At 62.4% G+C, this 18,787-nt stretch carries 20 protein-coding genes and 1 pseudogene; 10 read left to right on the plus strand and 11 right to left on the minus strand.

The window, feature by feature from the left end:
- Nucleotides 1–16: 16 nt before the first annotated feature.
- The 3 genes from C480_RS05320 to C480_RS05330 form a co-directional block, all read right to left on the minus strand.
- Complete coding sequence (locus tag C480_RS05320; protein ID WP_006664597.1) at nt 17–340, minus strand: AzlD family protein; 324 nt, start codon at nt 338–340, stop codon at nt 17–19.
- Nucleotides 330–1,232 carry an AzlC family ABC transporter permease gene (locus C480_RS05325; protein WP_006664598.1) on the minus strand — a complete coding sequence of 301 codons (903 nt, stop codon included), beginning with the start codon at nt 1,230–1,232 and terminating at the stop codon, nt 330–332. Before C480_RS05325 ends, C480_RS05320 begins: the two co-directional genes overlap by 11 nt.
- Nucleotides 1,233–1,352: 120 nt before the next feature.
- Nucleotides 1,353–1,655, minus strand: coding sequence for a ubiquitin-like small modifier protein 1 (locus tag C480_RS05330; RefSeq protein ID WP_049903336.1), 303 nt, complete (start codon nt 1,653–1,655; stop codon nt 1,353–1,355).
- A gap of 104 nt (nt 1,656–1,759) precedes the next feature.
- On the opposite strand from C480_RS05330, the gene C480_RS05335 reads away from it, so the two are divergent.
- On the plus strand, nt 1,760–2,086 hold the full coding sequence (locus tag C480_RS05335) for a hypothetical protein (RefSeq protein WP_049903251.1): 327 nt from the start codon (nt 1,760–1,762) through the stop codon (nt 2,084–2,086).
- Nucleotides 2,087–2,296: 210 nt separating this feature from the next.
- On the opposite strand, the gene C480_RS05340 is transcribed toward C480_RS05335, so the two are convergent.
- Nucleotides 2,297–2,572, minus strand: a complete 276-nt coding sequence (locus C480_RS05340; RefSeq protein WP_006110138.1) for a PadR family transcriptional regulator — start codon at nt 2,570–2,572, stop codon at nt 2,297–2,299.
- A gap of 187 nt (nt 2,573–2,759) precedes the next feature.
- On the opposite strand from C480_RS05340, the gene C480_RS05345 reads away from it, so the two are divergent.
- The 4 genes from C480_RS05345 (at nt 2,760) to arcS (ending at nt 7,202) form a co-directional block, all read left to right on the plus strand.
- Nucleotides 2,760–3,320, plus strand: coding sequence for an NUDIX hydrolase (locus tag C480_RS05345; RefSeq protein WP_006664601.1), 561 nt, complete (start codon nt 2,760–2,762; stop codon nt 3,318–3,320).
- A gap of 147 nt (nt 3,321–3,467) precedes the next feature.
- Nucleotides 3,468–4,943, plus strand: a complete 1,476-nt coding sequence (gene tgtA / locus C480_RS05350; RefSeq protein ID WP_006664602.1) for a tRNA guanosine(15) transglycosylase TgtA — start codon at nt 3,468–3,470, stop codon at nt 4,941–4,943.
- A 48-nt stretch (nt 4,944–4,991) separates the two neighbouring features.
- Nucleotides 4,992–5,354: a TRAM domain-containing protein gene (locus tag C480_RS05355; RefSeq protein WP_006664603.1), complete on the plus strand. Its 363-nt coding sequence runs from the start codon at nt 4,992–4,994 to the stop codon at nt 5,352–5,354.
- A 63-nt stretch (nt 5,355–5,417) separates the two neighbouring features.
- Entirely contained in the window at nt 5,418–7,202 is a 1,785-nt protein-coding gene (arcS, locus tag C480_RS05360; protein ID WP_006664604.1) for an archaeosine synthase subunit alpha, read from the plus strand.
- A gap of 282 nt (nt 7,203–7,484) precedes the next feature.
- Here the strand turns inward: arcS and C480_RS05365 are convergent, their stop codons facing one another.
- A complete protein-coding gene (locus C480_RS05365; protein ID WP_241433787.1) occupies nt 7,485–8,555 on the minus strand; it encodes an outer membrane protein assembly factor BamB family protein in 1,071 nt (356 codons plus the stop codon).
- A 555-nt stretch (nt 8,556–9,110) separates the two neighbouring features.
- Here C480_RS05365 and C480_RS05370 point away from each other — a divergent pair.
- Nucleotides 9,111–9,368 (plus strand): hypothetical protein, encoded by a 258-nt coding sequence (locus C480_RS05370; RefSeq protein WP_006664606.1) that lies wholly within the window; start codon nt 9,111–9,113, stop codon nt 9,366–9,368.
- Nucleotides 9,369–9,521: 153 nt separating this feature from the next.
- Here C480_RS05370 and C480_RS24490 read toward each other — a convergent pair whose 3' ends face one another.
- Nucleotides 9,522–9,644, minus strand: a complete 123-nt coding sequence (locus C480_RS24490) for a hypothetical protein (RefSeq protein ID WP_275040268.1) — start codon at nt 9,642–9,644, stop codon at nt 9,522–9,524.
- Between the two features lie 216 nt (nt 9,645–9,860).
- Between C480_RS24490 and C480_RS05375 the strand changes: the two genes are divergently transcribed.
- Nucleotides 9,861–10,463, plus strand: a complete 603-nt coding sequence (locus C480_RS05375; RefSeq protein ID WP_006664607.1) for an HdeD family acid-resistance protein — start codon at nt 9,861–9,863, stop codon at nt 10,461–10,463.
- 149 nt (nt 10,464–10,612) lie between these two features.
- Nucleotides 10,613–11,641 (plus strand): LLM class flavin-dependent oxidoreductase, encoded by a 1,029-nt coding sequence (locus tag C480_RS05380; protein ID WP_006664608.1) that lies wholly within the window; start codon nt 10,613–10,615, stop codon nt 11,639–11,641.
- A gap of 43 nt (nt 11,642–11,684) precedes the next feature.
- Here C480_RS05380 and C480_RS05385 read toward each other — a convergent pair whose 3' ends face one another.
- From C480_RS05385 to C480_RS05400, 4 genes are all read right to left on the minus strand, one after another.
- The gene (locus C480_RS05385; RefSeq protein WP_006664609.1) at nt 11,685–13,466 is read right to left on the minus strand and encodes a bacterio-opsin activator domain-containing protein; all 1,782 of its coding nucleotides are present in this window, start codon (nt 13,464–13,466) and stop codon (nt 11,685–11,687) included.
- Nucleotides 13,466–13,927, minus strand: a complete 462-nt coding sequence (locus tag C480_RS05390) for a response regulator (RefSeq protein WP_006664610.1) — start codon at nt 13,925–13,927, stop codon at nt 13,466–13,468. The genes C480_RS05385 and C480_RS05390 overlap by 1 nt, the downstream gene beginning before the upstream one ends.
- Before the next feature lie 364 nt (nt 13,928–14,291).
- Nucleotides 14,292–15,335, minus strand: coding sequence for a Cdc6/Cdc18 family protein (locus tag C480_RS05395; RefSeq protein WP_006664611.1), 1,044 nt, complete (start codon nt 15,333–15,335; stop codon nt 14,292–14,294).
- A 186-nt stretch (nt 15,336–15,521) separates the two neighbouring features.
- Nucleotides 15,522–16,022: a DUF3995 domain-containing protein gene (locus C480_RS05400; protein WP_006664612.1), complete on the minus strand. Its 501-nt coding sequence runs from the start codon at nt 16,020–16,022 to the stop codon at nt 15,522–15,524.
- Between the two features lie 117 nt (nt 16,023–16,139).
- Between C480_RS05400 and C480_RS05405 the strand changes: the two genes are divergently transcribed.
- Nucleotides 16,140–16,619, plus strand: a complete 480-nt coding sequence (locus tag C480_RS05405; RefSeq protein ID WP_006664613.1) for a cupin domain-containing protein — start codon at nt 16,140–16,142, stop codon at nt 16,617–16,619.
- Nucleotides 16,620–16,944: 325 nt separating this feature from the next.
- Here C480_RS05405 and C480_RS05410 read toward each other — a convergent pair whose 3' ends face one another.
- The gene (locus tag C480_RS05410; RefSeq protein ID WP_006664614.1) at nt 16,945–17,574 is read right to left on the minus strand and encodes a hypothetical protein; all 630 of its coding nucleotides are present in this window, start codon (nt 17,572–17,574) and stop codon (nt 16,945–16,947) included.
- Nucleotides 17,575–18,024: 450 nt separating this feature from the next.
- On the opposite strand from C480_RS05410, the pseudogene C480_RS05415 reads away from it, so the two are divergent.
- Nucleotides 18,025–18,576, plus strand: a pseudogene (locus C480_RS05415) (transposase); the annotation flags it as partial.
- Nucleotides 18,577–18,787 lie beyond the last annotated feature (211 nt).

Here is an 18,787-nt window from a genome sequence, read left to right on the forward strand (position 1 = left end):
CCTCTCACGTCGAATCTCAGAAGATCGCCCGAAACGCCACGACGGCGATGACGCCGGTACACAGCGCGAGCAGGATACTCTCGGTCCGCCACATGACGAGCAAGACAGCACCCGCAGCAGCCCACTCCGCCGGGCCACCGGCTGCGAGTTCAGGTCCGATCACGGCGACGACGATCGCGCCGGGGAGTACGGTGAGGCCCGCTTCGAGACGGTCGCTCAGTTCGAATCGGCGGACGAGCCAGATGCCGCCGACCTTCGTGAGGAACGTGATGAGTGCCATCGCGAGGACGACGGCGACGACGAGCGGGTCGAGGGAGAGGGTGAGAGCGTCACTCGCCACGGCGGATCACCTCGACGGTGGCGGCGGCGAGGCCGCCGAGGAGGATGTACCAGCGGCCGGGAACGAGTTCAGCGGTGATGAGCGCGGTGGCAAGTGAGACGGTCCAGGGGAGGAGTGAGGACTGACCCTCCCAGAGTTCGGCGGCGAGGGAGAGGAAGACGGCGGTGAGGATGAAGTCGAAGCCGTACGTCGTCGGGTCGCCGATGACGCCGCCAGCGACGCTGCCGACGATCGTTGCGCCGACCCAGGCGAGCCAGACGGCGATGCCGCTGCCGAGGAGGAACGCGCCGTAGCCGGTGTTTGATTTCAGCGAGCGCATGGTTAGCGCCCAGTTCTCGTCGGCCATGACGAAGAGGCTGCCGTAGACCTTGGTGGCGGAGAGGCGCTTGAACCACGGCTGGAGGGCGGCACCCATCAGGGAGTACCGAAGGTTGATGGCGAACGTGGTGACGAGTACGGCGGCGATCGGAATCGGGTCGGCCCAGAGTTCGACGGCGACGATCTGGGATGCGCCGGCGACGACGGTTGCGCTCATGAGTGCAGCCTCGGCGACGCTCAGACCGGCCTGGTCGGCCAGGATACCGAACGCGATGCCGTAGCCGCCGATGCCGAGGGCTACCGGGATCGTTTTGAGAAAGCCGGCTCGAAGACCGTCTCGGTCGAACGTGACGGCGGTGTCCGTTTCGGTTGCGCCGGCTGCGATCTCAGTAGCGGTTGCCTCGTTCTCGGCGGCGGGTGTGGCTGTGGTCGATGCCGTGTTCGGTTCGGCTGTGGCCGGCGTCACGTCGGCCGCCGCGTCCTCACGACCGTCTGTCCGCCGGCTCGTGCGTTCGGATCGTCGTGCATCGGCCTCGCTGTCGGCGTCCTCGTCAGTTTCCGGGTCGAACTCCATTCGATCACTCCTCGCAGTAGTTCGATGGGCCGACGCGTAAAGCGTTCTCGAAACATAGCTTCAAAGAGAACTCGGTTCCCGAACGGTGTCCGCTACCGGAAGCCGATTTCGCGGTTCAGTTCATCGACGGTGGTCGACGCAGCCGCCGGCGACCGGCGGGAAGACCGAGATGACATCGCCGTCTTCGAGTTCAGTATCCGGGCCGGCCATGTGGGTGATATCACGGCCGTTCTTGAGGACGCTCAGTTGCTGGCGAACGGCGGTACCGTCCTCGGAGAGGAGGTGGCCATCGAGGCCGTCGTAGGTCGTTTCGAGTTCGGAGAGGACGTCGCCGACGGTGGCGTCGGCGTCGACGGTGTGTATCCGTTCCTTCTCGCCGACGGCGTCCCGGAACGTGGCGAAGAAGCGCAGCGTGAGTTCCATACGGGCTAGTTGACCGGCGATGGTATAAATGTCGACACCGAGTGCGTGACGATCCATGCAGATGTCGGCTCAGCGTTTATTCGTTTCACTGGCAGAGAGTCGGTATGACTCGTTCGACTGGTCCATCTCGGCGGCGATTGCTCGGGCTGACAGGAACGGCGGTTGCAACGGTACTCGTTGCGGGCTGTGGCGGTCCTGGGGAAGACGACGGGACACCTGAGTCTGAAGAAGAGACCGGCAACGGGCAGGATATCGAAGAAGAAGAAGGTGATGAAGAAGCCGGTACTGACGTGACTAACGACTCCGAGACAGAGAGCGGGAACGAGAGTGACGACGGAAACGGAAACGAGAACGACACTGGCACCGACAACGAGAGCGGAACCGAAACCGGTTCCGACGCTGAAACGGAATCTACTGCCGAGACTGGCTAACAGTTCAACTGCACCGATCCAGGCGGGGTCCGTTCGAGACAGTGGGTGGTTTGGATGGGATGACGGTTCAGATAGGACGGTTCTGATGGAGGATGGTTCGGATAGAAGAGGGCGGTTCAGATTGCGGTGACAGTGGAGAAAAGGATCAAATTGCGGTAGCAGTGGAGAAAAACACCTGAGACGGTTCGAGCAGTCGCTCGCCAGCAGTGATCAGACGTCGACGTACTGATTAACCCACTCCTGACGACGCTGTAACACTCGTCGTCCCTTCGGTGTCAGTGCGTAGTAGTTCGTCCGGCGGTCGAGTTGTCCTTTCTCGATGAGTTCTTTCTCGACGAGGGTGTCGAGATTCGGATACAGCCGTCCGTGGGTGACCGGCTGGTCGATATAGTGGTTGATATCATCGAGAATCGTCTGGCCGGACGGGCGATCCTTGCCTGCGATCACGTACAGCAAATCACGCTGGAATCCAGTTAGCTGATCCATGGATCATCCTCTGAATCCCAACCTTCATCGATTCGTGGCTTTGTTATAGAGCGAGTACACGCCACCCATCGCGGAGAACGGACCCCATAGCGTCGATACAGGGCACCACTGACCACGTCGATTCACCGCTTCGATCACCGGCCCGGATGACGTGGCTCTTTTGATACACAGCGTCGTATCGAGCGATATGCCAGCAGATCCCCTCGCCTGGGAGACCGTCGACCGGCAGGTAGCCTACACCTGTCCCGGCTTCGATATCGTTAACGAGTCCGTTCGCCTCCCCGACGGCACCGACACCGAGTTCGACTACCTCTCCGAACCCGCAAGCGTCTGTCTCCTCCCGTTCACGCCGGACGGCGACGTCGTCTGCATCGCCGAGTGGCGACAGGCCGTCTCTCGCGTCAACTACGGCCTCCCCGTCGGCGGCACCGAACCCGAAGACGACGACCTCGAAACCGCTGCCCGCCGCGAACTCGCCGAAGAAACCGGCTACGAAGCCGACCGTCTCGACTCGCTCGTCACCGTCGAACCGGCAAACGGCATCGCCGACTCCGTCATGCACTTCTTCGTCGCCCGCGACTGCCGCCCGACCGCCGAACAAGAACTCGACTACAACGAGAACATCCGCGTCGAACCGACGCCGCTCGACGAACTCGTGGATGCGATCGCTTCGGGTGAGGTCCGCGATGGACGAGCGGTTCTGGCCGTATCGTACTACGAGTTGTTCGGGGCGGGCGAGTCGGCGTAATTGGGCTGTGGCCGTCTCAGCCGAGGGACGACCACCGGCCGAGTCGAAAACGAAGACCGGTGTGTCTGCACCGCCGGTTAGCGAAGGGCACCCATCGGAACGCCGCGGAACGGAACGTTTACCGGTCCCCTCGCCAACACACGGTCGATGCGCGAGTGCTTCGAAATTCGAGCGACCGACGCCGGCGGCCGCCTCGGCGAACTGACCGTTCCGCGGGCCGACGCCACCGTCGAAACGCCCGCCCTCCTTCCCGTAATCAACCCGAACCTGGACACGATCAGCCCCCGACGGCTCGCCGACGAGTTCGGTGCCGAGATTCTCATCACGAACTCCTACATCATCCACGGCACCGAGGACGTTCGCGAGGAGGCCCTCGAATACGGCCTTCACGAAGTGCTCGATTTCCCCGGCGCGATCATGACCGACTCAGGCTCGTTCCAGCTCGCCGAGTACGGCGAGATAGACGTGACAACCGAGGAAATCCTCGAGTTCCAGCACGCGATCGGCTCCGACATCGGCACGCCCGTCGACATTCCGACCCCGCCGGACGTGTCCCGTGAGCGCGCCGAAGCCGAACTCGAAACGACCCAGGAGCGACTCGAAGCCGCCGAGGCCGTCGACACGGGCGAGATGCTCGTCAGCGCGCCGGTCCAGGGCTCGACCTACCCCGACCTGCGCGAGCGGGCCGGCCGCCACGCCGACGCGACCGACCTCGACGTCTTCCCCGTCGGCGCGGTCGTCCCGCTGATGAACGACTACCGCTACGACGACGTTGTCGACGCCGTCGCCGCCGCGAAACGCGGGCTGGGAGCCGACGCACCGGTCCACCTCTTCGGTGCCGGCCACCCCATGATGTTCGCCCTCGCCGCCGCGATGGGCTGTGACCTCTTCGACTCCGCCGCCTACGCCCTCTACGCCCGCGACGACCGCTACCTCACCGTTCGCGGCACTCGAAACCTGGACGATCTCGCGTACTTCCCCTGTTCGTGTCCCGTCTGTGCCGCCCACTCGCCCGCCGAGATCCGCGACCTGCCGGACCGAAAGCGAGAGCAAGAACTCGCCGCCCACAACCTCCACGTCACCTTCGCCGAAATCCGCCGGATCAAACAGGCCATCCGCGCCGGCACCCTGCTCGAACTCGTCGAACAGCGCGCTCGCTCTCACCCCACGATGCTCGACGGCTACCGGACGCTGCTCGATCACGCCGCCGAACTCGAGCGGACGGACCCCGTCTCGAAAGGCGCGTTCTTCTATACGTCCCACGAGAGCGCGCGCCGACCCGAAGTGCGCCGCCACCACCGACGACTCGACCGGCTCTCGGTCCCCGACTCGCTGCTCCTGACGGAGGGCGACGCCCCCCGCGGCGACGAGTTCGACGCCTCCTGGCGCGTCGAGCCGCCGTTCGGCCCCTTCCCGCGGGCGCTCTCGAAGAGCTACCCGCTCACGGCCGAGGTACCGGACCGAACCGACCGCGCGGCCGTCGCGGCCGCCGCGGACGGCGTAACCCGACTCGTCGAGTCGAATCCAGACACCGAGTTCACCCTGGCACACCGGGGCTGGCCCGCGCCGATTCGAGACCGGCTGCCGGCCCGCGTTGAACTCGTGGATCTGACCGGCGAGTGAAAAGTCGAATCAGAACAGCAAAGGTGCGAGCACGATCCAGTATCCGATATGCTCGGTGTAGCGTCGCTGGTGCTCGGTCTGCTCGTAATCGTCCTGTTCGCGTCGTGGGTCGTGCGGCGGGTTCGTGGCCCGGGCGGCTCGGCCGCTCAACGGAACTCGTGGGAAAGCCATAGGGAAGCCCAACAGCGCGAGCCGCCGGTCGAGATCGGCGACGAACGCGAGGTCGCGATTCAGGAGTTTTCCGAACACCACACGGGCGAGCGCCAGGCGGTCTGCAAGATCGAGGGCTTCGTCGTCTTCGTCGAGGACGTGCCCGCCCGCTGCGAGCCGACGGACGTGATCCGGATTTCGATTCTCTCGTTCAACCGGGGGCACACGTCGGCGACGGCGCAGTACGTCGGTGGCGCATAACACGACACACAGCCGGCGACCGACACCGACAGCCTCTTTCACGCTCCCCCGCCCAGTTCTGGTATGACCGAGTACTTCGAAGTCCACGAGCGCGACGGGGCCGCGCGCGTGGGTGAACTCCGCCTCGATTTCGAGGCTGCCGGTTCGGACCCCGACCGCAAGCCACCCCGAACGACCCCCGCGCTCGTCGACGACGTACTCGAGGACGCGGGTTCGCTCTGGTCTGCCGACCGCGAACTTCCCGCCGGCGACGACTCGCAACTCACCGTCCTCCCCCACCGGGCGTTTCCCGGCGGCACCGCCGAGGAGGTTCAGGAGTCGTTCGCCGTCGACTACCCGGACGTGGACTACCCGAGCGTCGCAGTGGTCTCGAGCGAGAGTTCCGCGGACCACGGCACCGATGCCTACGCGGTCTCGGACGTGCAATCGTTCACCGGCCACGGTGCCGGACTCGTCGAGGCCGTCGTCGACGTTCGAAGCGAGATTCCGACCGACACCGCACTGTTCTTCTCCGGCGCGGCCACGCCGCGAAACGTCGCCCTGCTCGCCTACGCCGGCGTCGACCTCTTCGATCGCACCGCCGCCGTCGTGAAGGGCACCGAAGGCCGGTACCTGACGACCGACGACGCCTACTTCCTCGAAGACCTCGAGGAACTGCCTTGTTCCTGTCCCGCCTGCCAGCAGCCCCGCGACGAGTTCACCCGCGAGGACTGCGTCGAGCACAACGTCAACGCGCTCGAAGCGGAGCTGGGAATCGTCCGCCGGCGGATTCGCGACGGCCGCCTGCGCGACTACGTCGAGGGGCAGGCCCGCCAGGACCAGTGGCTCACCGCCGCGATGCGCGAACTCGATTCGCAGTGGGGCTACCTGGAGGAGCGGACGCCGATCCTCCGAGACGCGCAAATCGATGCGGCGACCGAGGACACCCTCCGTCGGGTCGAGATCCAGCGCTACGCCGACCGCGTCACGACGCGGTACCGCAACCGCTTCGACAACCCGCTCGTGTTGGTGCCCTGTTCCGCGGCGAAACCCTACAGCGAGTCCCAGAGCCACCGCCAGTTCCACGACGCCATCCAGTGGCGCGCCCACCTCGTCTCGATGACCAGCCCCATCGGCGTCGTGCCGCAAGAACTCGAGACGACCTATCCGGCCCAGCACTACGACACCGTCGTCACCGGGCGCTGGTCCGAGGACGAAAAGCAGTTCGTCAGCGCGGTGCTCCGGCGCTATCTCGAGCGCAACGACTACCCGCGGATCATCGCTCACGTTCCCGACGAAGGGTATCGGGACATCGTCGGCCGCGTCGAGGACGAACTCGACCTCGACGTGACCTACACCGTCGCGGAACACCCCACGGACGACGAGTCACTCGCGAACCTCAGCGAGGCACTCGCGGGCGAACTCAAGTACTCGAAGCGCGAGCGCGAGCACAACACCGTCCGCGCCATCGCCGACTACCTGCTCGGCGACGGAGCCGGCGACGAACTCTTCGCCGACATCCAGACCACCAGCCGCTACCCGAAGATCCAGGTCCGCGACCGCGAGGATACCCAGCTCGCGACGATGGTGCCCCAGTACGGGACCCTCTCCTTTACCCTCGCGGGTGCCCGCCGGTGGGTCGACAGCGATGCGCCGGTCAAGCGCGTCGAAATCGACGGCTTCGTTCCTCACGGCAGCGTGCTCGCGCCGGGTATCGTCGACGCCGACGAAGATATTCGCGTCGGCGACGAGGTCGTCGTCGAGGGACCGAAGGCGTTCGGCGTCGGCCGCGCCGAGATGTTCGGCCGCGAGATGGCCGAGAGTTCACGCGGCGTCGCCTGCGAGATTCGCCACGTCGAAGAGAAGTGAGTAGGGTCCTTCATCTGTTGGCCTTTGAGGGCTCAGCCACGAAGTCCGCTCGGAAGAAATTAGAGAGCAGTTCGGAGTTCCTTCACAGTTTGACTGAGCAGGGGATTCGCGGCTCAGTAGCGAAAGGGACAAACGGGCTGTCGCGCTGCGTCTACACGTGACCGAGATGGGAGAAATAGCAGATCGGAAGTGGTCGGTTCATCCGAGAGACCGCCTGATGGCTGTCACAATTGGGTGCTGGTCACCCGCTTCTCCGTGGCGTTATCCGCCGACCGAGGCGGATCACTCGCGTAAGGCGACGATGTGATTGTCGGCCGTCGACGCGTACAGCGTCGAGTCCGCAGCGGCGAATCGGGCGGTTCCGATCGTGTCTCGCTCCCAGAGACGTTCGCCGGATTCGGCGTCCATCGCGGTCAGCGGATACCCGGCGTACACCGTTCCGTCGGCGACGATCGCGCCGGCAGCCCCGCTCACGCCGGCGGTCCATCGTCGACTCCCGTCGGGCCGCATCGCGAGGAGTTCCCTGTTACTCGTCGCGATCGGCGCGACGATCGGTCCGTTCTCGGCAACGGTGATCGCGAACGACCCGTAATCGAGTTCAACTCTGTGTTGTGTCTCTCCGTCGGCGTCGTAGACAACCACGTCTCCGCCGTCGGCGGGAGGCTGGTACTGTGAAACGTAGATCAGTTCCTCTGCGATCGTTGGATGACGCGATTCGGTGGGGTTCTGACTCTGGACGCGCCAGCGTTCCGCGAGCGTTCGGCCCTCTCCCTCGTAGCTGGCGAGGATCCCGGAAAAGGCTGCGTACAGCATGCCGTTGGCAGCCGCCATGTTTCGGACCCACGTCTCGCGCTCGCGGACGATTTGACCTGTGTCTGCGTGGAGCGTCCAGTACCGATCCCGACCCGCGACGAACACGTAGCCGTTCTGCTCGTGAATACCCGTGATTTGGCTCGGTACGGTGGCTCGCCACTGCTCGTCTCCTGTGGGTGAACGCGCGACGAGCTCCGATTCTTGGAGCCCCCAGTGTAGGTGGTACAGGCGTCCATCGACGTACTTCAGCCCGGAAGCGCCGTCGGTATCGTGCTCCCACTGGTGCGTTCCGTCGGCGGCGTCGAGCGCCACCAGACGGTACCGTGTCGAGACGTACACTGTCCCGTTGGCGACGACGAGCGACCCGTCACCGAGCCGGTTGTCGAGGTCGTACCGCCAGTCGATCTCGGGTTCGGTTCGTGGTGGTGTTGCGTGCGGATTGTACCGGCGCTTCGCAGGGCCGTAGTCGTCTTCGGCCCACGTTCCTGGCCCGGGACGCCAGTCGGGGTCAACGCGGCGCTCCGGGGTACTGCGGCGCACATCTCCGAGGCGTTCCCGAGCCGTAGTACAGCCAGCGAGACCGACGGTCGCGGAGGATGCGGCCACGAGGACCTGGCGACGACGCATGGAAGGCACGGTAGATGCTCACTCCGCCACACTAAATATTTGGTGACTGTGTTGCTAATCGTACCCACCACCCCCATCCCATTCCTCCTTTGTGTCCGCGACTGACCGCGACGACTGACGAACCGCCCCCGTCTCCGCACGATAACGAGGGCACCCATCCGCCCACTTTCTTCACAGAAATTCCAGTAGTTATATTACTCTCCTTGCGAAACTGTCAGAATGGAAGTCACCTCCAAACGAATACGCGGGGGCATGCGTACGAAATGCCCCGGGTGCTACAACACCCGAGACGTGGCTTCCACTGCGGCTCGCAATGGTTGCCATGTTTCCATTACTGCTACCGAGACAAAAAGCTCTCGCACGACGGACAGGGATAGCTATCGCTCACGACCAGCGCACGGAGCCGTCTGGCTCCACGTACGGACCTGCACCGGATTGTATCCTCGCTCCCCAGCGGAGGCGGCGTCGATGACCGCAGAGTTCGACGGCCCGGCCGACGGGTCGATATCCTGCGATTCGCACACCCAGGATCCGACCGACCTCGACGCACAGAACGAGACGGTCTGCTACCGCTGTGACCGCCCCATCGACGCCGACCGCTGGATCCGCCTCACCGCGCGTCCGGGACCCGGCGTGACAGGCACTTACGAAGCCACCAGCCGGCCCTGCTGTCCCGACTGCGCGGCGGCCCTCGGACTGCTCGAGTTCACCGTCGATCCACGGTGACCAACACGAACTAACCGGTCCGACGGGTTCCGATGCCGTCGGCCGGACCGAACGGCTCGACCGCAAGCGGACCGCGAACTGGTCGCGAGTTCATCGCGCCGTCTCCCCGCCGCCGCGTCGACCGGCAGTACAGTCACCGGCGACCGCGAGCGATCAGCGACCGGGGCATTCTTTGAGCAGATGCTCGCGATAGATCGCGACCCGAACTCGGTCCCCACAGAGATCACAGCGACAGGAAGAATCGCGTTCGTCCGTGTCCGCATCCTGTTCGACCATTACGAGTTGGTTTGCGGGCCACGGATGTAATCGACCGGGCTCTCGACAAGTTCTGAAACCGACACGAAGTGTCGATACCCGCGACCTAACCTGTGATCTCTCGGTCCCAATCTGTCGGTGTCTCCAGTTTTCGGACCGGTCCATTCTCGGGAATTACTGTCAAAATATAAAAGCGTTTTATCTCCCTACACGCCCTACTTCCTATCGGAGACAGCAATGTCCTCGAACACAGTAACTACAGACGACGAACCGCACAGCTACTCTCTCAAGCGCGGCTGGCGAACGCTCGCCATCGCCGGGGCCGTCGTCGGCCTCCTCGGTCTCTTCGCGATCGCGTTCCCGCTCGTGACGGGGATCTCGGCGACGATCGCACTGGGCGCGCTGCTCGTGCTTAGCGGCATCGTCCACGGCGCACACGCCGTTACCGCACGCGGGTGGAGCGGCTCGCTCTGGCAACTCGCGCTCGGAATCGTCGCCGTCGTCGCCGGCGTCCTGCTGCTCGCAAACCCCGTTATCGGCCTCCTGACGCTCACGATCCTGGCTATCGCGTACCTGCTGGCCGACGGCATCGCCGAACTCTGGATGTCGATGCGGATGGCGGACCAGCCCGGACGCATGTCCGTCGCCGCAAGCGGCGTGCTCTCGCTCGCCCTGGCGGTCCTGCTCTGGGCCGGCTTCCCGGCGGATGCGACCTGGGCGATCGGCCTGCTCGTCGGCGTGAGCCTCTTCATGACCGGCCTCTCGATGGGTATCGTCGCCATCGGCGGCCGGAACATGGACGAGACGAGCGCCGCCGCGAGCGAACCACGGAGTGCATGAGACGCCGGCCGGCCGATCGAACCGGTCCCGGATCATTTTGACCTGCGTTTGCTGCTCGCTACTTCGCTTACCAGTGTCACGCCCCGTGTCACCTCCCCACAGTCGTATAGAAGCGAGCAGTTATTCGGCCTTCACCCCGAATCATCGGTGTGAACCTCTCGATTGTCGATCTTGCACCCGTCCCCGACGGAGCGAGTGCAACCGAGGCCTACGAGAATACCGTCGAACTCGCACAACTGGCCGAGGAACTCGGGTACTCGCGATTCTGGGTCGCCGAACACCACAGCATGGCCGACTCGATCGCGAGCACGACGCCCGAAGTCCTGATCGCCCATCTCGCGGCCAAAACCGACGCGATCCGCGTCGGCTCCGGAACGGTGTTACTCAACCACTACAGCCCGTTCAAGGTCGCCGAAACGTTCAGTTCGCTCGACGCGCTCGCACCCGGCCGCATCGATCTCGGACTCGGACGCGCCACCGGCAAACCCGCCGCCGACCGCGCGCTTCGGACCGAGCGACGCAAGCGAAACCCCGACGAGGACCACGCCGAGAAGATCGAAGAAACCGCCAACCACCTCTACGACGAGTTCGGTTCGGACCATCCGTACGCCGACCTCCAACTGGCTCGTTCGGCCGAGGACGTCCCGGAAATCTGGGTGCTCGGCTCCAGTCCCTCCAGCGCGAAAATCGCGGGTGAACTCGGGCTCCGCTACTGCTTTGCAGCGTTTATAAGGCCGACCCTCGCCGTGCGCGCCTTCGAGACCTACCGGGAGCACTTCGATCCTGCCGCGTCGGACGCCGGGGTCGACGAACCGAAGGGGATGCTCGCGGTGAACGTCGCCTGTGCCGACACAGACGAGGAGGCCGCACGCCTTCGGGCGAGCGCCGAGGCGTCCTACAAGCGCATGCAACGCGGTGTTACCGGATCGACGCCGACGGTCGAGGAAGCGATCGACGAACTCGGTGGCGTCCCCGACCCGACACCGCAGTCGCTGCCGCCCGGCGAGTGGCCCCGCGCGATGTCCGGCAGTCCGGAGACGGTGGGAACGCTGCTCGACGAACTGACCGACCAGGTCGGCGTCGACGACGTGATCGTCCAGAACCTCATCGCGGATCACGACGACGTGCTCCGCTCGCACGAACTGCTCGCCGAGGCTGTCGGATTGAACGCTCAGTAGGCGATCGCGCCGCGCCTCACCCACTCACAACAGCAAGCCGGGGCTACTCCCCGAGAGCCGAATCGAAAAACTTCCGCTCTGCGGTTCGGAGATGCTGATTGAACGTCGCCGGCGCGATGCCGAGGCGGTCCGCGATCTCCTCGCCCGTACTCTCGCGCGGCCAGTCGAAGTACCCCGCAAAGTACGCCGTCTCGAGGGCCGCTCGCTGTTTCTCCGTGAGATCGTCCTCGAGCACACCCATCATTCTCCGCCCGGCTCCCGATCCACCCGACCCCGAATCGTCCCGCTCGCTCCGCTCCGTCGTTCGCTGTGCGAGATAGGTCGCATCGTCCCGGTGGTCTTTGATCAGTTCGATCATCTGGCGCGTATCCCGGCCGCGCGGGAGTTCGACGACGAATCTGAACTCGGAATCCGCGATCGTCGCCGACTCGACCCGGCCACCGTGGGTCGCAATCGCCTCGAACAGCGACGCCGCAGCCGGTATCACGAGTTCGAACTCGAACTCATCGCGCTTTACGGAAAGGAATCTGACAGCGGTGACGCCCTCGCTTCGCTCGATGGCCTCCTCGAAGGCTTCCTGTGAGATGTCTTGAGCCGTCCCGTATGCGAGCAGCGCCTCGTCACCCCGGATCAGTTGCTTGATCGAAATCGTCCACGACTCGGTATCCGTCAACGCGACCAGTTCCGGAACCATCTCTTCGAGTCTGAACTCGAGTTCGATGACGGCGTCGCTGACCAGCGCGTCGCGGCGTTCGATCGCGGTGATCGCGTGGGCGATCGTGTCGCCGATGCGGGCGAGAATCTGCGTCTCCGGCGCGGTGAACGCACGCGGGGACGAGGAGTACACGTTGAGGACGCCGTAGATGAGGTCCTCGTGGATGATCGGAATCGATGCGGATGACCGGTAGCCGCGCGATTCGGCTTCCTCGCGCCAGGGCTCGAACTCGGGGTCGCTGTCGACGTTGTTTGCGACCTGAACCGTCCCGGTTCGAATTGCGGTTCCCGCCGGCCCCTGACCGGTCGGTTCCCCCTCGTCGGCGCTGATTTCGACCGCTTCGAGATAGCCGTTCTCGACGCCGGCCGCCGCCTTGGGGACGATGTCGTCGCTCCCGGGATTGACCTCGCCGATCCAGGCGAAGCGGTAGCCGTCCGATGCCGTAAGCCGGTCACAGACCCGTTGTTCGAGTTCAGCGCGCGTCTCGGTGGTAATCACCGCGTGGATGATGTCGTGACCGATGTCGTTGAGGCGGTTGATCGCCTCGAGTTGTTCGCGCTGGCGACGTCGTTCGTGCTCCTGGCGGGCGCGTTCGATCGCGTGGTGAATCGTTCGAACCAGCAACTCGCTCGTCACTTCGTCTTTGACGAGGAAGTCCTGTGCTCCTTGCTGGATCGCCTGAATACCGACTTGCTGGTCCCGCAGACCAGTCAACACGACGATTGGCGTCGTGTCGCTCGCTTCGGAGACGGTTTCGAGCGTCTCGAGTCCCTGGCTGTCCGGCAAATTCAGATCGAGCAGGACGACATCGACGGCACTCTGCTCGAACGTCTCGAGGCCGTCTGCCAGCCGACTTTCACGGATTATCTCCGGTGTTTGCTCGGCGGACTCGGACGAACTGACCCGCTGTGCGAGTTCTTCCGTATCCCGGAGCATTTCCTCGATCAACCGCGCATCGCCGGGATTGTCCTCGATGAGTAACGCTCGAAGCGTCTCGGATTGCTCCGGTATCGCGGTCGTGGTATCGAGTTTGTCCCGTCCGCCCGATCCGGTCGTCGTTTCGCTTTCTGACTGGTTCCGGCGCTCGTTCTCAGGGTTACTCTCTGTCATTACTGATCACGCTCTGACGGCAACCGAACCACCGAAAACCAGAACTTTTCGAAGGTTCGTACCGTCTCGATGAACTCGTCAGGATCGACCGGCTTCGTCAGATACGCGTTTGCATGCAACTCGTAGGACGTTGCAATATCCTCCTCCGCTCGCGAACTCGTCAGAACGATCACCGGAATCGAATGGAGTTCAGCGTCGTTCTTGAGTTCTTCGAGCACTTCCGTCCCGTCTGTCCGCGGTAGATTGAGATCGAGCAGGATCAGATCCGGACGCGGTGCGTCCGCATACTCACTGCGCTGATAGAGGTACTCGAGCGCTTCGGCCCCGTCGGAAACGACGTGCAGTTCGTTCTCGATTCGTCCCTGCTTGAACGCTTCCTCGGTGAGCCGAACGTCCCCCGGATTATCCTCTACTAACAGGATCTGTACCGGCATCGATTTGGCCGCTCGACCGTCAGTCATCGGCCCATCCGTGTCGCCGTCGCTTCTGAACTCGCAGTGAACGAGTCATGGGCGGGCGGGTTGTCCCTGTCGCCCCTGTCGCGGCGTTTGCTGACGCGATACCCAGTCTGGCACCTAACTCAGATTTCCGGTATCCACCCATGTAAACCACCCTGAACGCGTTTCTCTGCCGGTTTGTACTGCAGCTTCTAGTACTGCAAAATCGACTGGCAGGGATAAATGTAGTGTTCACTCTCCACAGGATGGGACTCTCCGTCTACGCGGACAGTCGGAACGGATTGGAATAGTGGCAATCCCTGTTACGGTCCGTGCTCACCTCCGCCGCCGTCACCGCTTCTCCGCTGTCCCTTTCGTGTTCGTCGCCTCACTTCTTGGTCGGAGGATCCGATTCCTCGCCCTCGTCCCCGTCTGCGACGGGCCGATACCGTCTTCCGCGGTGCTCGCCAACTGACTCGATCAGGTCGTAGTGCACCATCTTCGTCAGGTAATTTCGTAGCGTCCGCGCCGTCTTTGGCTCTGCGACCCGTCGTTCGTACGCCTCGTAGAGTTCACCGGGCTCGATCTCGCCCGCATCGGTGATGATGTCATAGAGCACGTGCTGGTGGTCTGGAAGCCCCTCGACGGTCTTGCGCCGAATCGCCGTTCGAGCGTCGGGGATCGCCGCCTCGATCGTGGTCTCAGTGACGTACTCGCGCCCGTTTCGTTCCGCTCGGCGTGCTGCCGACCGGAGGATTCCGATCCCGACGCGCGCATCGCCGGAGGCCGCATCGGCGATCGTCTGTAACTGGTCGGTCGTCACCGCGTCCGGTTCGAGTCCCTGCGTCGCTCGCTCGCGAAGGATCGAGCGGAGTTCGGCCGTTCCGTACCGGTCGAACTGCACTCGGGTACCGGCGTGCAGTCGCGACCGAACGCGGTCGTCGAAGCTGGCGAAGAGTTCTTCCTCGCGGTTGGCGATCAGCACCAGCGAGACGTGAGGTAACCGGTGTAGGTCGTAGAGTGCGGCGGTTTCCTCGAGCTGGTCGACTTCGTCGAGAATGGCGACGATCGGTCGGGTATCCCCTTCGGCGAGTCGGTCGAAGAGTTCGTCTTTCGCCGTCGATCGGTGGATATCCGTCGTTCGACCGGTTGCTTCAAGAAGACTGTACAGTACGCGAAATCGCGTGTATTCCTGCCAGCAGTTGACGTAAGCGACCCGGACATCCGGGTCCTGCTCGTGCAACTGGGCGAGCGTGTAGCGGGCGATGCAGGTTTTGCCGACGCCCGTCGGGCCGAACAGGAACGCTGGATCGGGCCGGCGGTCGGAGAGCAGCGGCTCCAGGGCCTCCGAAAGGAGGTTCACCTCGTCGTGGCGATGGACGACCTCGCTCGGGACGAAGTCCTCGCGGAGCACTCGACCGTCGACGATCACACTATCACTGTTGCTGACCGATCACAATAAGTGATGGCCCCATAGAGACAGAGACGGAGACCGACGGTGTCGGTGCCGGAGAGCACGGTGAACTCGGAGCGTCCACCGGAGCGACGAGAGCCGTGCCTTCCTCGGATGGTTCCACGTTCGTTTTGGCTCCGCTGGAGCCCGCTACCGACGTCAGCATCAGTTGCGCGTGTTAGTGGTGTAGCCCCACGCTGCGATACTGAACAGCACGCCGCCCCCGATCCACCAGGGGTCCCAGAACAGGAGATGCCACCAGACTGCCGTCATCGAACCGATTGCGTCGGGGACGCTGTACATTCCGATCACCATAAGTGCGTGCTGAAGGAGGTTTCCGCTACCGTACAAAGCCAACCCGATACCTCCCGCCCAGGCACAACCGAGTAAGAGCGGACGCGGAACGCGGTGACCCCAGGGCCGAACGAGCGCAAGTGCAACGAGTCCGCCGCCGATCTTCATGGCCCCGGTCACCCACAGCAGTGCGACGAACGTCGGATCTCGTGACTGCGCAAACGTACCGATCGTCTTCAGTCCGAGAGTTCCCCCGAGCGCCCAGTAGAAACTCATCGCGGCGAACACCGCTGCCCACAGACAGGCCGCGTAGCCGGCCCAGATCGGCACCCGCGTCCGACCGACTGGTTGCGCCCGCCGAGATCCGCCCATACTCTCCGCTCGCGTTCCGTGACGAAAGAGATGGTGCTCCGTTTCCGATACTGGTACCTAAACGGACCTGCTGTTCTCGGGGACAGACGTAACTCGTGTCTCGTGGTAGTCCGACCGATGCAACACATCGTCATCGACGCTGTCGACGTTCCGCCGACGAACAGCCCTGCAGACGTCGTCCGACCGATCTCGGAGGCACTCGGGACAAGCGGAGTTGCGATAAACTATTTCGAACTTGCGCCCGGTGAGAGCTTCGGCTTCGCCTATCATCGCCACCACGATCAGGAAGAAGTGTTCTTCGTTCTGACGGGAACGGCAACGTTCCGAACGGAAATGGGCGAGGTACGGGTTGGTGCCGGTGAGGTCATCAGATTCGAGCCGGGAGAGTTCCAGCGTGGAACGAATCACTCGTCGAACCGGGTCACAGCGCTCGCACTCGGTGCACCCCGCGATTCCGAAGACATCGAGTACCTGCTGGACTGTACGGAGTGCAGTGAGGAAACCATCCACACGTCCGCAGTAGCCGACGATCGGGCGGCGGTCATCATCCGTTGTACGGCCTGTGAAACCGAAACTCGGCAACCGATCACCGAGTAGTGAGCACGTTCCCGACTGGGTTTTTCACTCCGGCGTTTCGCTAACGCAGTGTAACTGAAACCGTTCGTCAATTCAGCAAAACGGCTCCGAGATGAGGTGGGTGTGCGAATTCGAACTTCCTCGCAGTCTCTCAAAAGCGGATACCGCGACTGTCTGCAGCGCAACGGCAAGCAGCAGTCCACTCGCGTTGAGAGTTGTAACGATCTAAACGCCCACTCTGTAGACCACGACTTCGGAAGCTGATTTTGATGCGCGGCTTTCTTCCACGCCAAATTGGATTGAACCCTCTATTCAGTCGATGTGCGAATTTTTCGCGATGATTTCGTCAGTCTTGCATCTCGTTTCGGAGCGTTTCGAGTGATCGGATGCACTCATCGATCTGCTGAGCCGCCTTCTCGGGCGATTCCAACTTAGAAACATCCTCGTACTTGTGCCGAATCCCATACAAGAATGCCTCCACTCTTTCCTCAAAGGTGTACTCTTGGTGCCCCGACATAGTGTCAAGCACCATCCACCACCCGACCGGGTGTTTTGACTCCTCTTCCGGATAGGTGTCAACTGGCGCTGGTGGGGTCTCGAATTCCTCGAAAGCGGCCTTAGTCGCCTGATTCGCAACGCGATGAAGTTGGAGTAGTAACTCTCCACCCTGCTCTCCTGCCATCTCGTACCAGTCCTCCGTCACCTCGGTCACGTCCCATTCCGACACGAACCCCTCTTCAACGAAATCGTCCCAATTGTCGGACTCGTGATCAACGAGAGTTTCCATATCGCCTGCAACCGTGATCCAGACGTTGCCGCCACCGACTGCGTCGTGCGTCAAGGGCATGAACGCCGCGTGATCGCAGAACTCCTGCTGCGGGAGTCTCTCGACTGCATCTAAGATGTATCGGTCGATGAGTTGCCGGTTTTCAGTCTTGCCGTGAGTCGTAAAGTGGACTTCACTAATTTGGTGCATGCGTTCATATCCTCTGCACCCAGAGGAAAAGGAGCTATCAATACTGCAAAAGGAACCCCAACAACCAAGGGGATTCAAGTTTGACTGTGGAATGTCCGAACAGAGAATTTCTGAAAGAGATCGATACATCCCTATTCCTCCTAGCAGTTTTCGTAGGTGCGCCGTCGGCACTGCAGTTTTGTTTCCCGCATCCAATTGAATATGGGAAAATGATTTTATAATACAACGATACCTGTGTCACCTGTATTGACCGCTGGTGGTCTTTATGTATTTCCTGTCAGTGATTTCAGCAGAGACAAATTCATCACAAATGCCATTCGTTTCTCTACCGGATAGAGACTACTTTACTTCACTGTTCGATCGACCACTTCTTCATGGCTCCAGTCGAGTCGGTCGATTAGATGGAGACGACGGGCTTCAATACGATCGACTGGCAGACTGACTTCCGTCCAGACACTGTCGAATCTAAACGTGAACTACCTGATTCCAAAGCGGACGATGCAGACCGAAGCGACCGTCCTCGAACAGATGGAAGCGGACAGCGAGGACGTGGCAGTCGAAACTGCCCAGGTAGACGTCGGGCACGGAAGTCACGAGATGCGGTTTTGCTACGTCCCAACCTCTTCAGAGGATAGTGATGGGGCTGCGGTGTTCGCGACCAACGTGGCGGTTTCTGCTACCGACGCAGAAGGGTTCTGCCGGCGGTACAGCGATCGCTGGCAAATCGAGAATGAGTACAAGGCGGTCAAGCACGATTTTCTCGCGACGACGAGTTCGAAGGATTACCGCGTTCGGTCGTTCTACTTCGTGTTTGCGGTACTCCTCTACAATCTGTGGCGGCTAACGGATCTCCTGCTCAAAGCACGTGTTTCCACAGAAATCGTGGACTTCTCACCGTATCTCACGGCTGGCGAGTTCGTCGACTACGTCGCAAAATACTTCCGGCCTGTCGACCGAAGATCTTCGCTGAAACTGATCGGTCTGCCAGGTCGTGAGCGATAGCTATGTCCAGAAAACCAACTGAGAAGAGCTACTGCAGTCTCAAACACTGAAAGCCGTCGATCGACGCCACTCTCTGGACTCGTTGACTCCTGGTTCTCACTGAGATACGCTCGTTTCTCACCAATTCTGGGTCATAGTGTACCAACCTCCGAAGTAGTGGTAGACCGATTCACTCAGTTCCATATCGTGAAATAGAGTTTATCGAGAATAG

Source organism: Natrialba aegyptia DSM 13077 (assembly GCF_000337535.1).
Lineage (GTDB): Archaea > Halobacteriota > Halobacteria > Halobacteriales > Natrialbaceae > Natrialba > Natrialba aegyptia.

Bases quoted from the DNA above. Each gene is read 5' to 3' on its own strand.
- C480_RS05410 (WP_006664614.1), bottom strand. From the start codon at position 17,574: ATGCACCAAATTAGTGAAGTCCACTTTACGACTCACGGCAAGACTGAA.
- C480_RS24490 (WP_275040268.1), bottom strand. From the start codon at position 9,644: ATGGTCGAACAGGATGCGGACACGGACGAACGCGATTCTTCCTGTCGC.
- C480_RS05355 (WP_006664603.1), top strand. From the start codon at position 4,992: ATGCTCGGTGTAGCGTCGCTGGTGCTCGGTCTGCTCGTAATCGTCCTG.
- tgtA (WP_006664602.1), top strand. From the start codon at position 3,468: ATGCGCGAGTGCTTCGAAATTCGAGCGACCGACGCCGGCGGCCGCCTC.
- C480_RS05345 (WP_006664601.1), top strand. From the start codon at position 2,760: ATGCCAGCAGATCCCCTCGCCTGGGAGACCGTCGACCGGCAGGTAGCC.
- C480_RS05385 (WP_006664609.1), bottom strand. From the start codon at position 13,466: ATGACAGAGAGTAACCCTGAGAACGAGCGCCGGAACCAGTCAGAAAGC.
- arcS (WP_006664604.1), top strand. From the start codon at position 5,418: ATGACCGAGTACTTCGAAGTCCACGAGCGCGACGGGGCCGCGCGCGTG.
- C480_RS05335 (WP_049903251.1), top strand. From the start codon at position 1,760: ATGACTCGTTCGACTGGTCCATCTCGGCGGCGATTGCTCGGGCTGACA.
- C480_RS05330 (WP_049903336.1), bottom strand. From the start codon at position 1,655: ATGGAACTCACGCTGCGCTTCTTCGCCACGTTCCGGGACGCCGTCGGC.
- C480_RS05375 (WP_006664607.1), top strand. From the start codon at position 9,861: ATGTCCTCGAACACAGTAACTACAGACGACGAACCGCACAGCTACTCT.
- C480_RS05405 (WP_006664613.1), top strand. From the start codon at position 16,140: ATGCAACACATCGTCATCGACGCTGTCGACGTTCCGCCGACGAACAGC.
- C480_RS05340 (WP_006110138.1), bottom strand. From the start codon at position 2,572: ATGGATCAGCTAACTGGATTCCAGCGTGATTTGCTGTACGTGATCGCA.
- C480_RS05325 (WP_006664598.1), bottom strand. From the start codon at position 1,232: ATGGAGTTCGACCCGGAAACTGACGAGGACGCCGACAGCGAGGCCGAT.
- C480_RS05400 (WP_006664612.1), bottom strand. From the start codon at position 16,022: ATGGGCGGATCTCGGCGGGCGCAACCAGTCGGTCGGACGCGGGTGCCG.
- C480_RS05390 (WP_006664610.1), bottom strand. From the start codon at position 13,927: ATGACTGACGGTCGAGCGGCCAAATCGATGCCGGTACAGATCCTGTTA.
- C480_RS05370 (WP_006664606.1), top strand. From the start codon at position 9,111: ATGACCGCAGAGTTCGACGGCCCGGCCGACGGGTCGATATCCTGCGAT.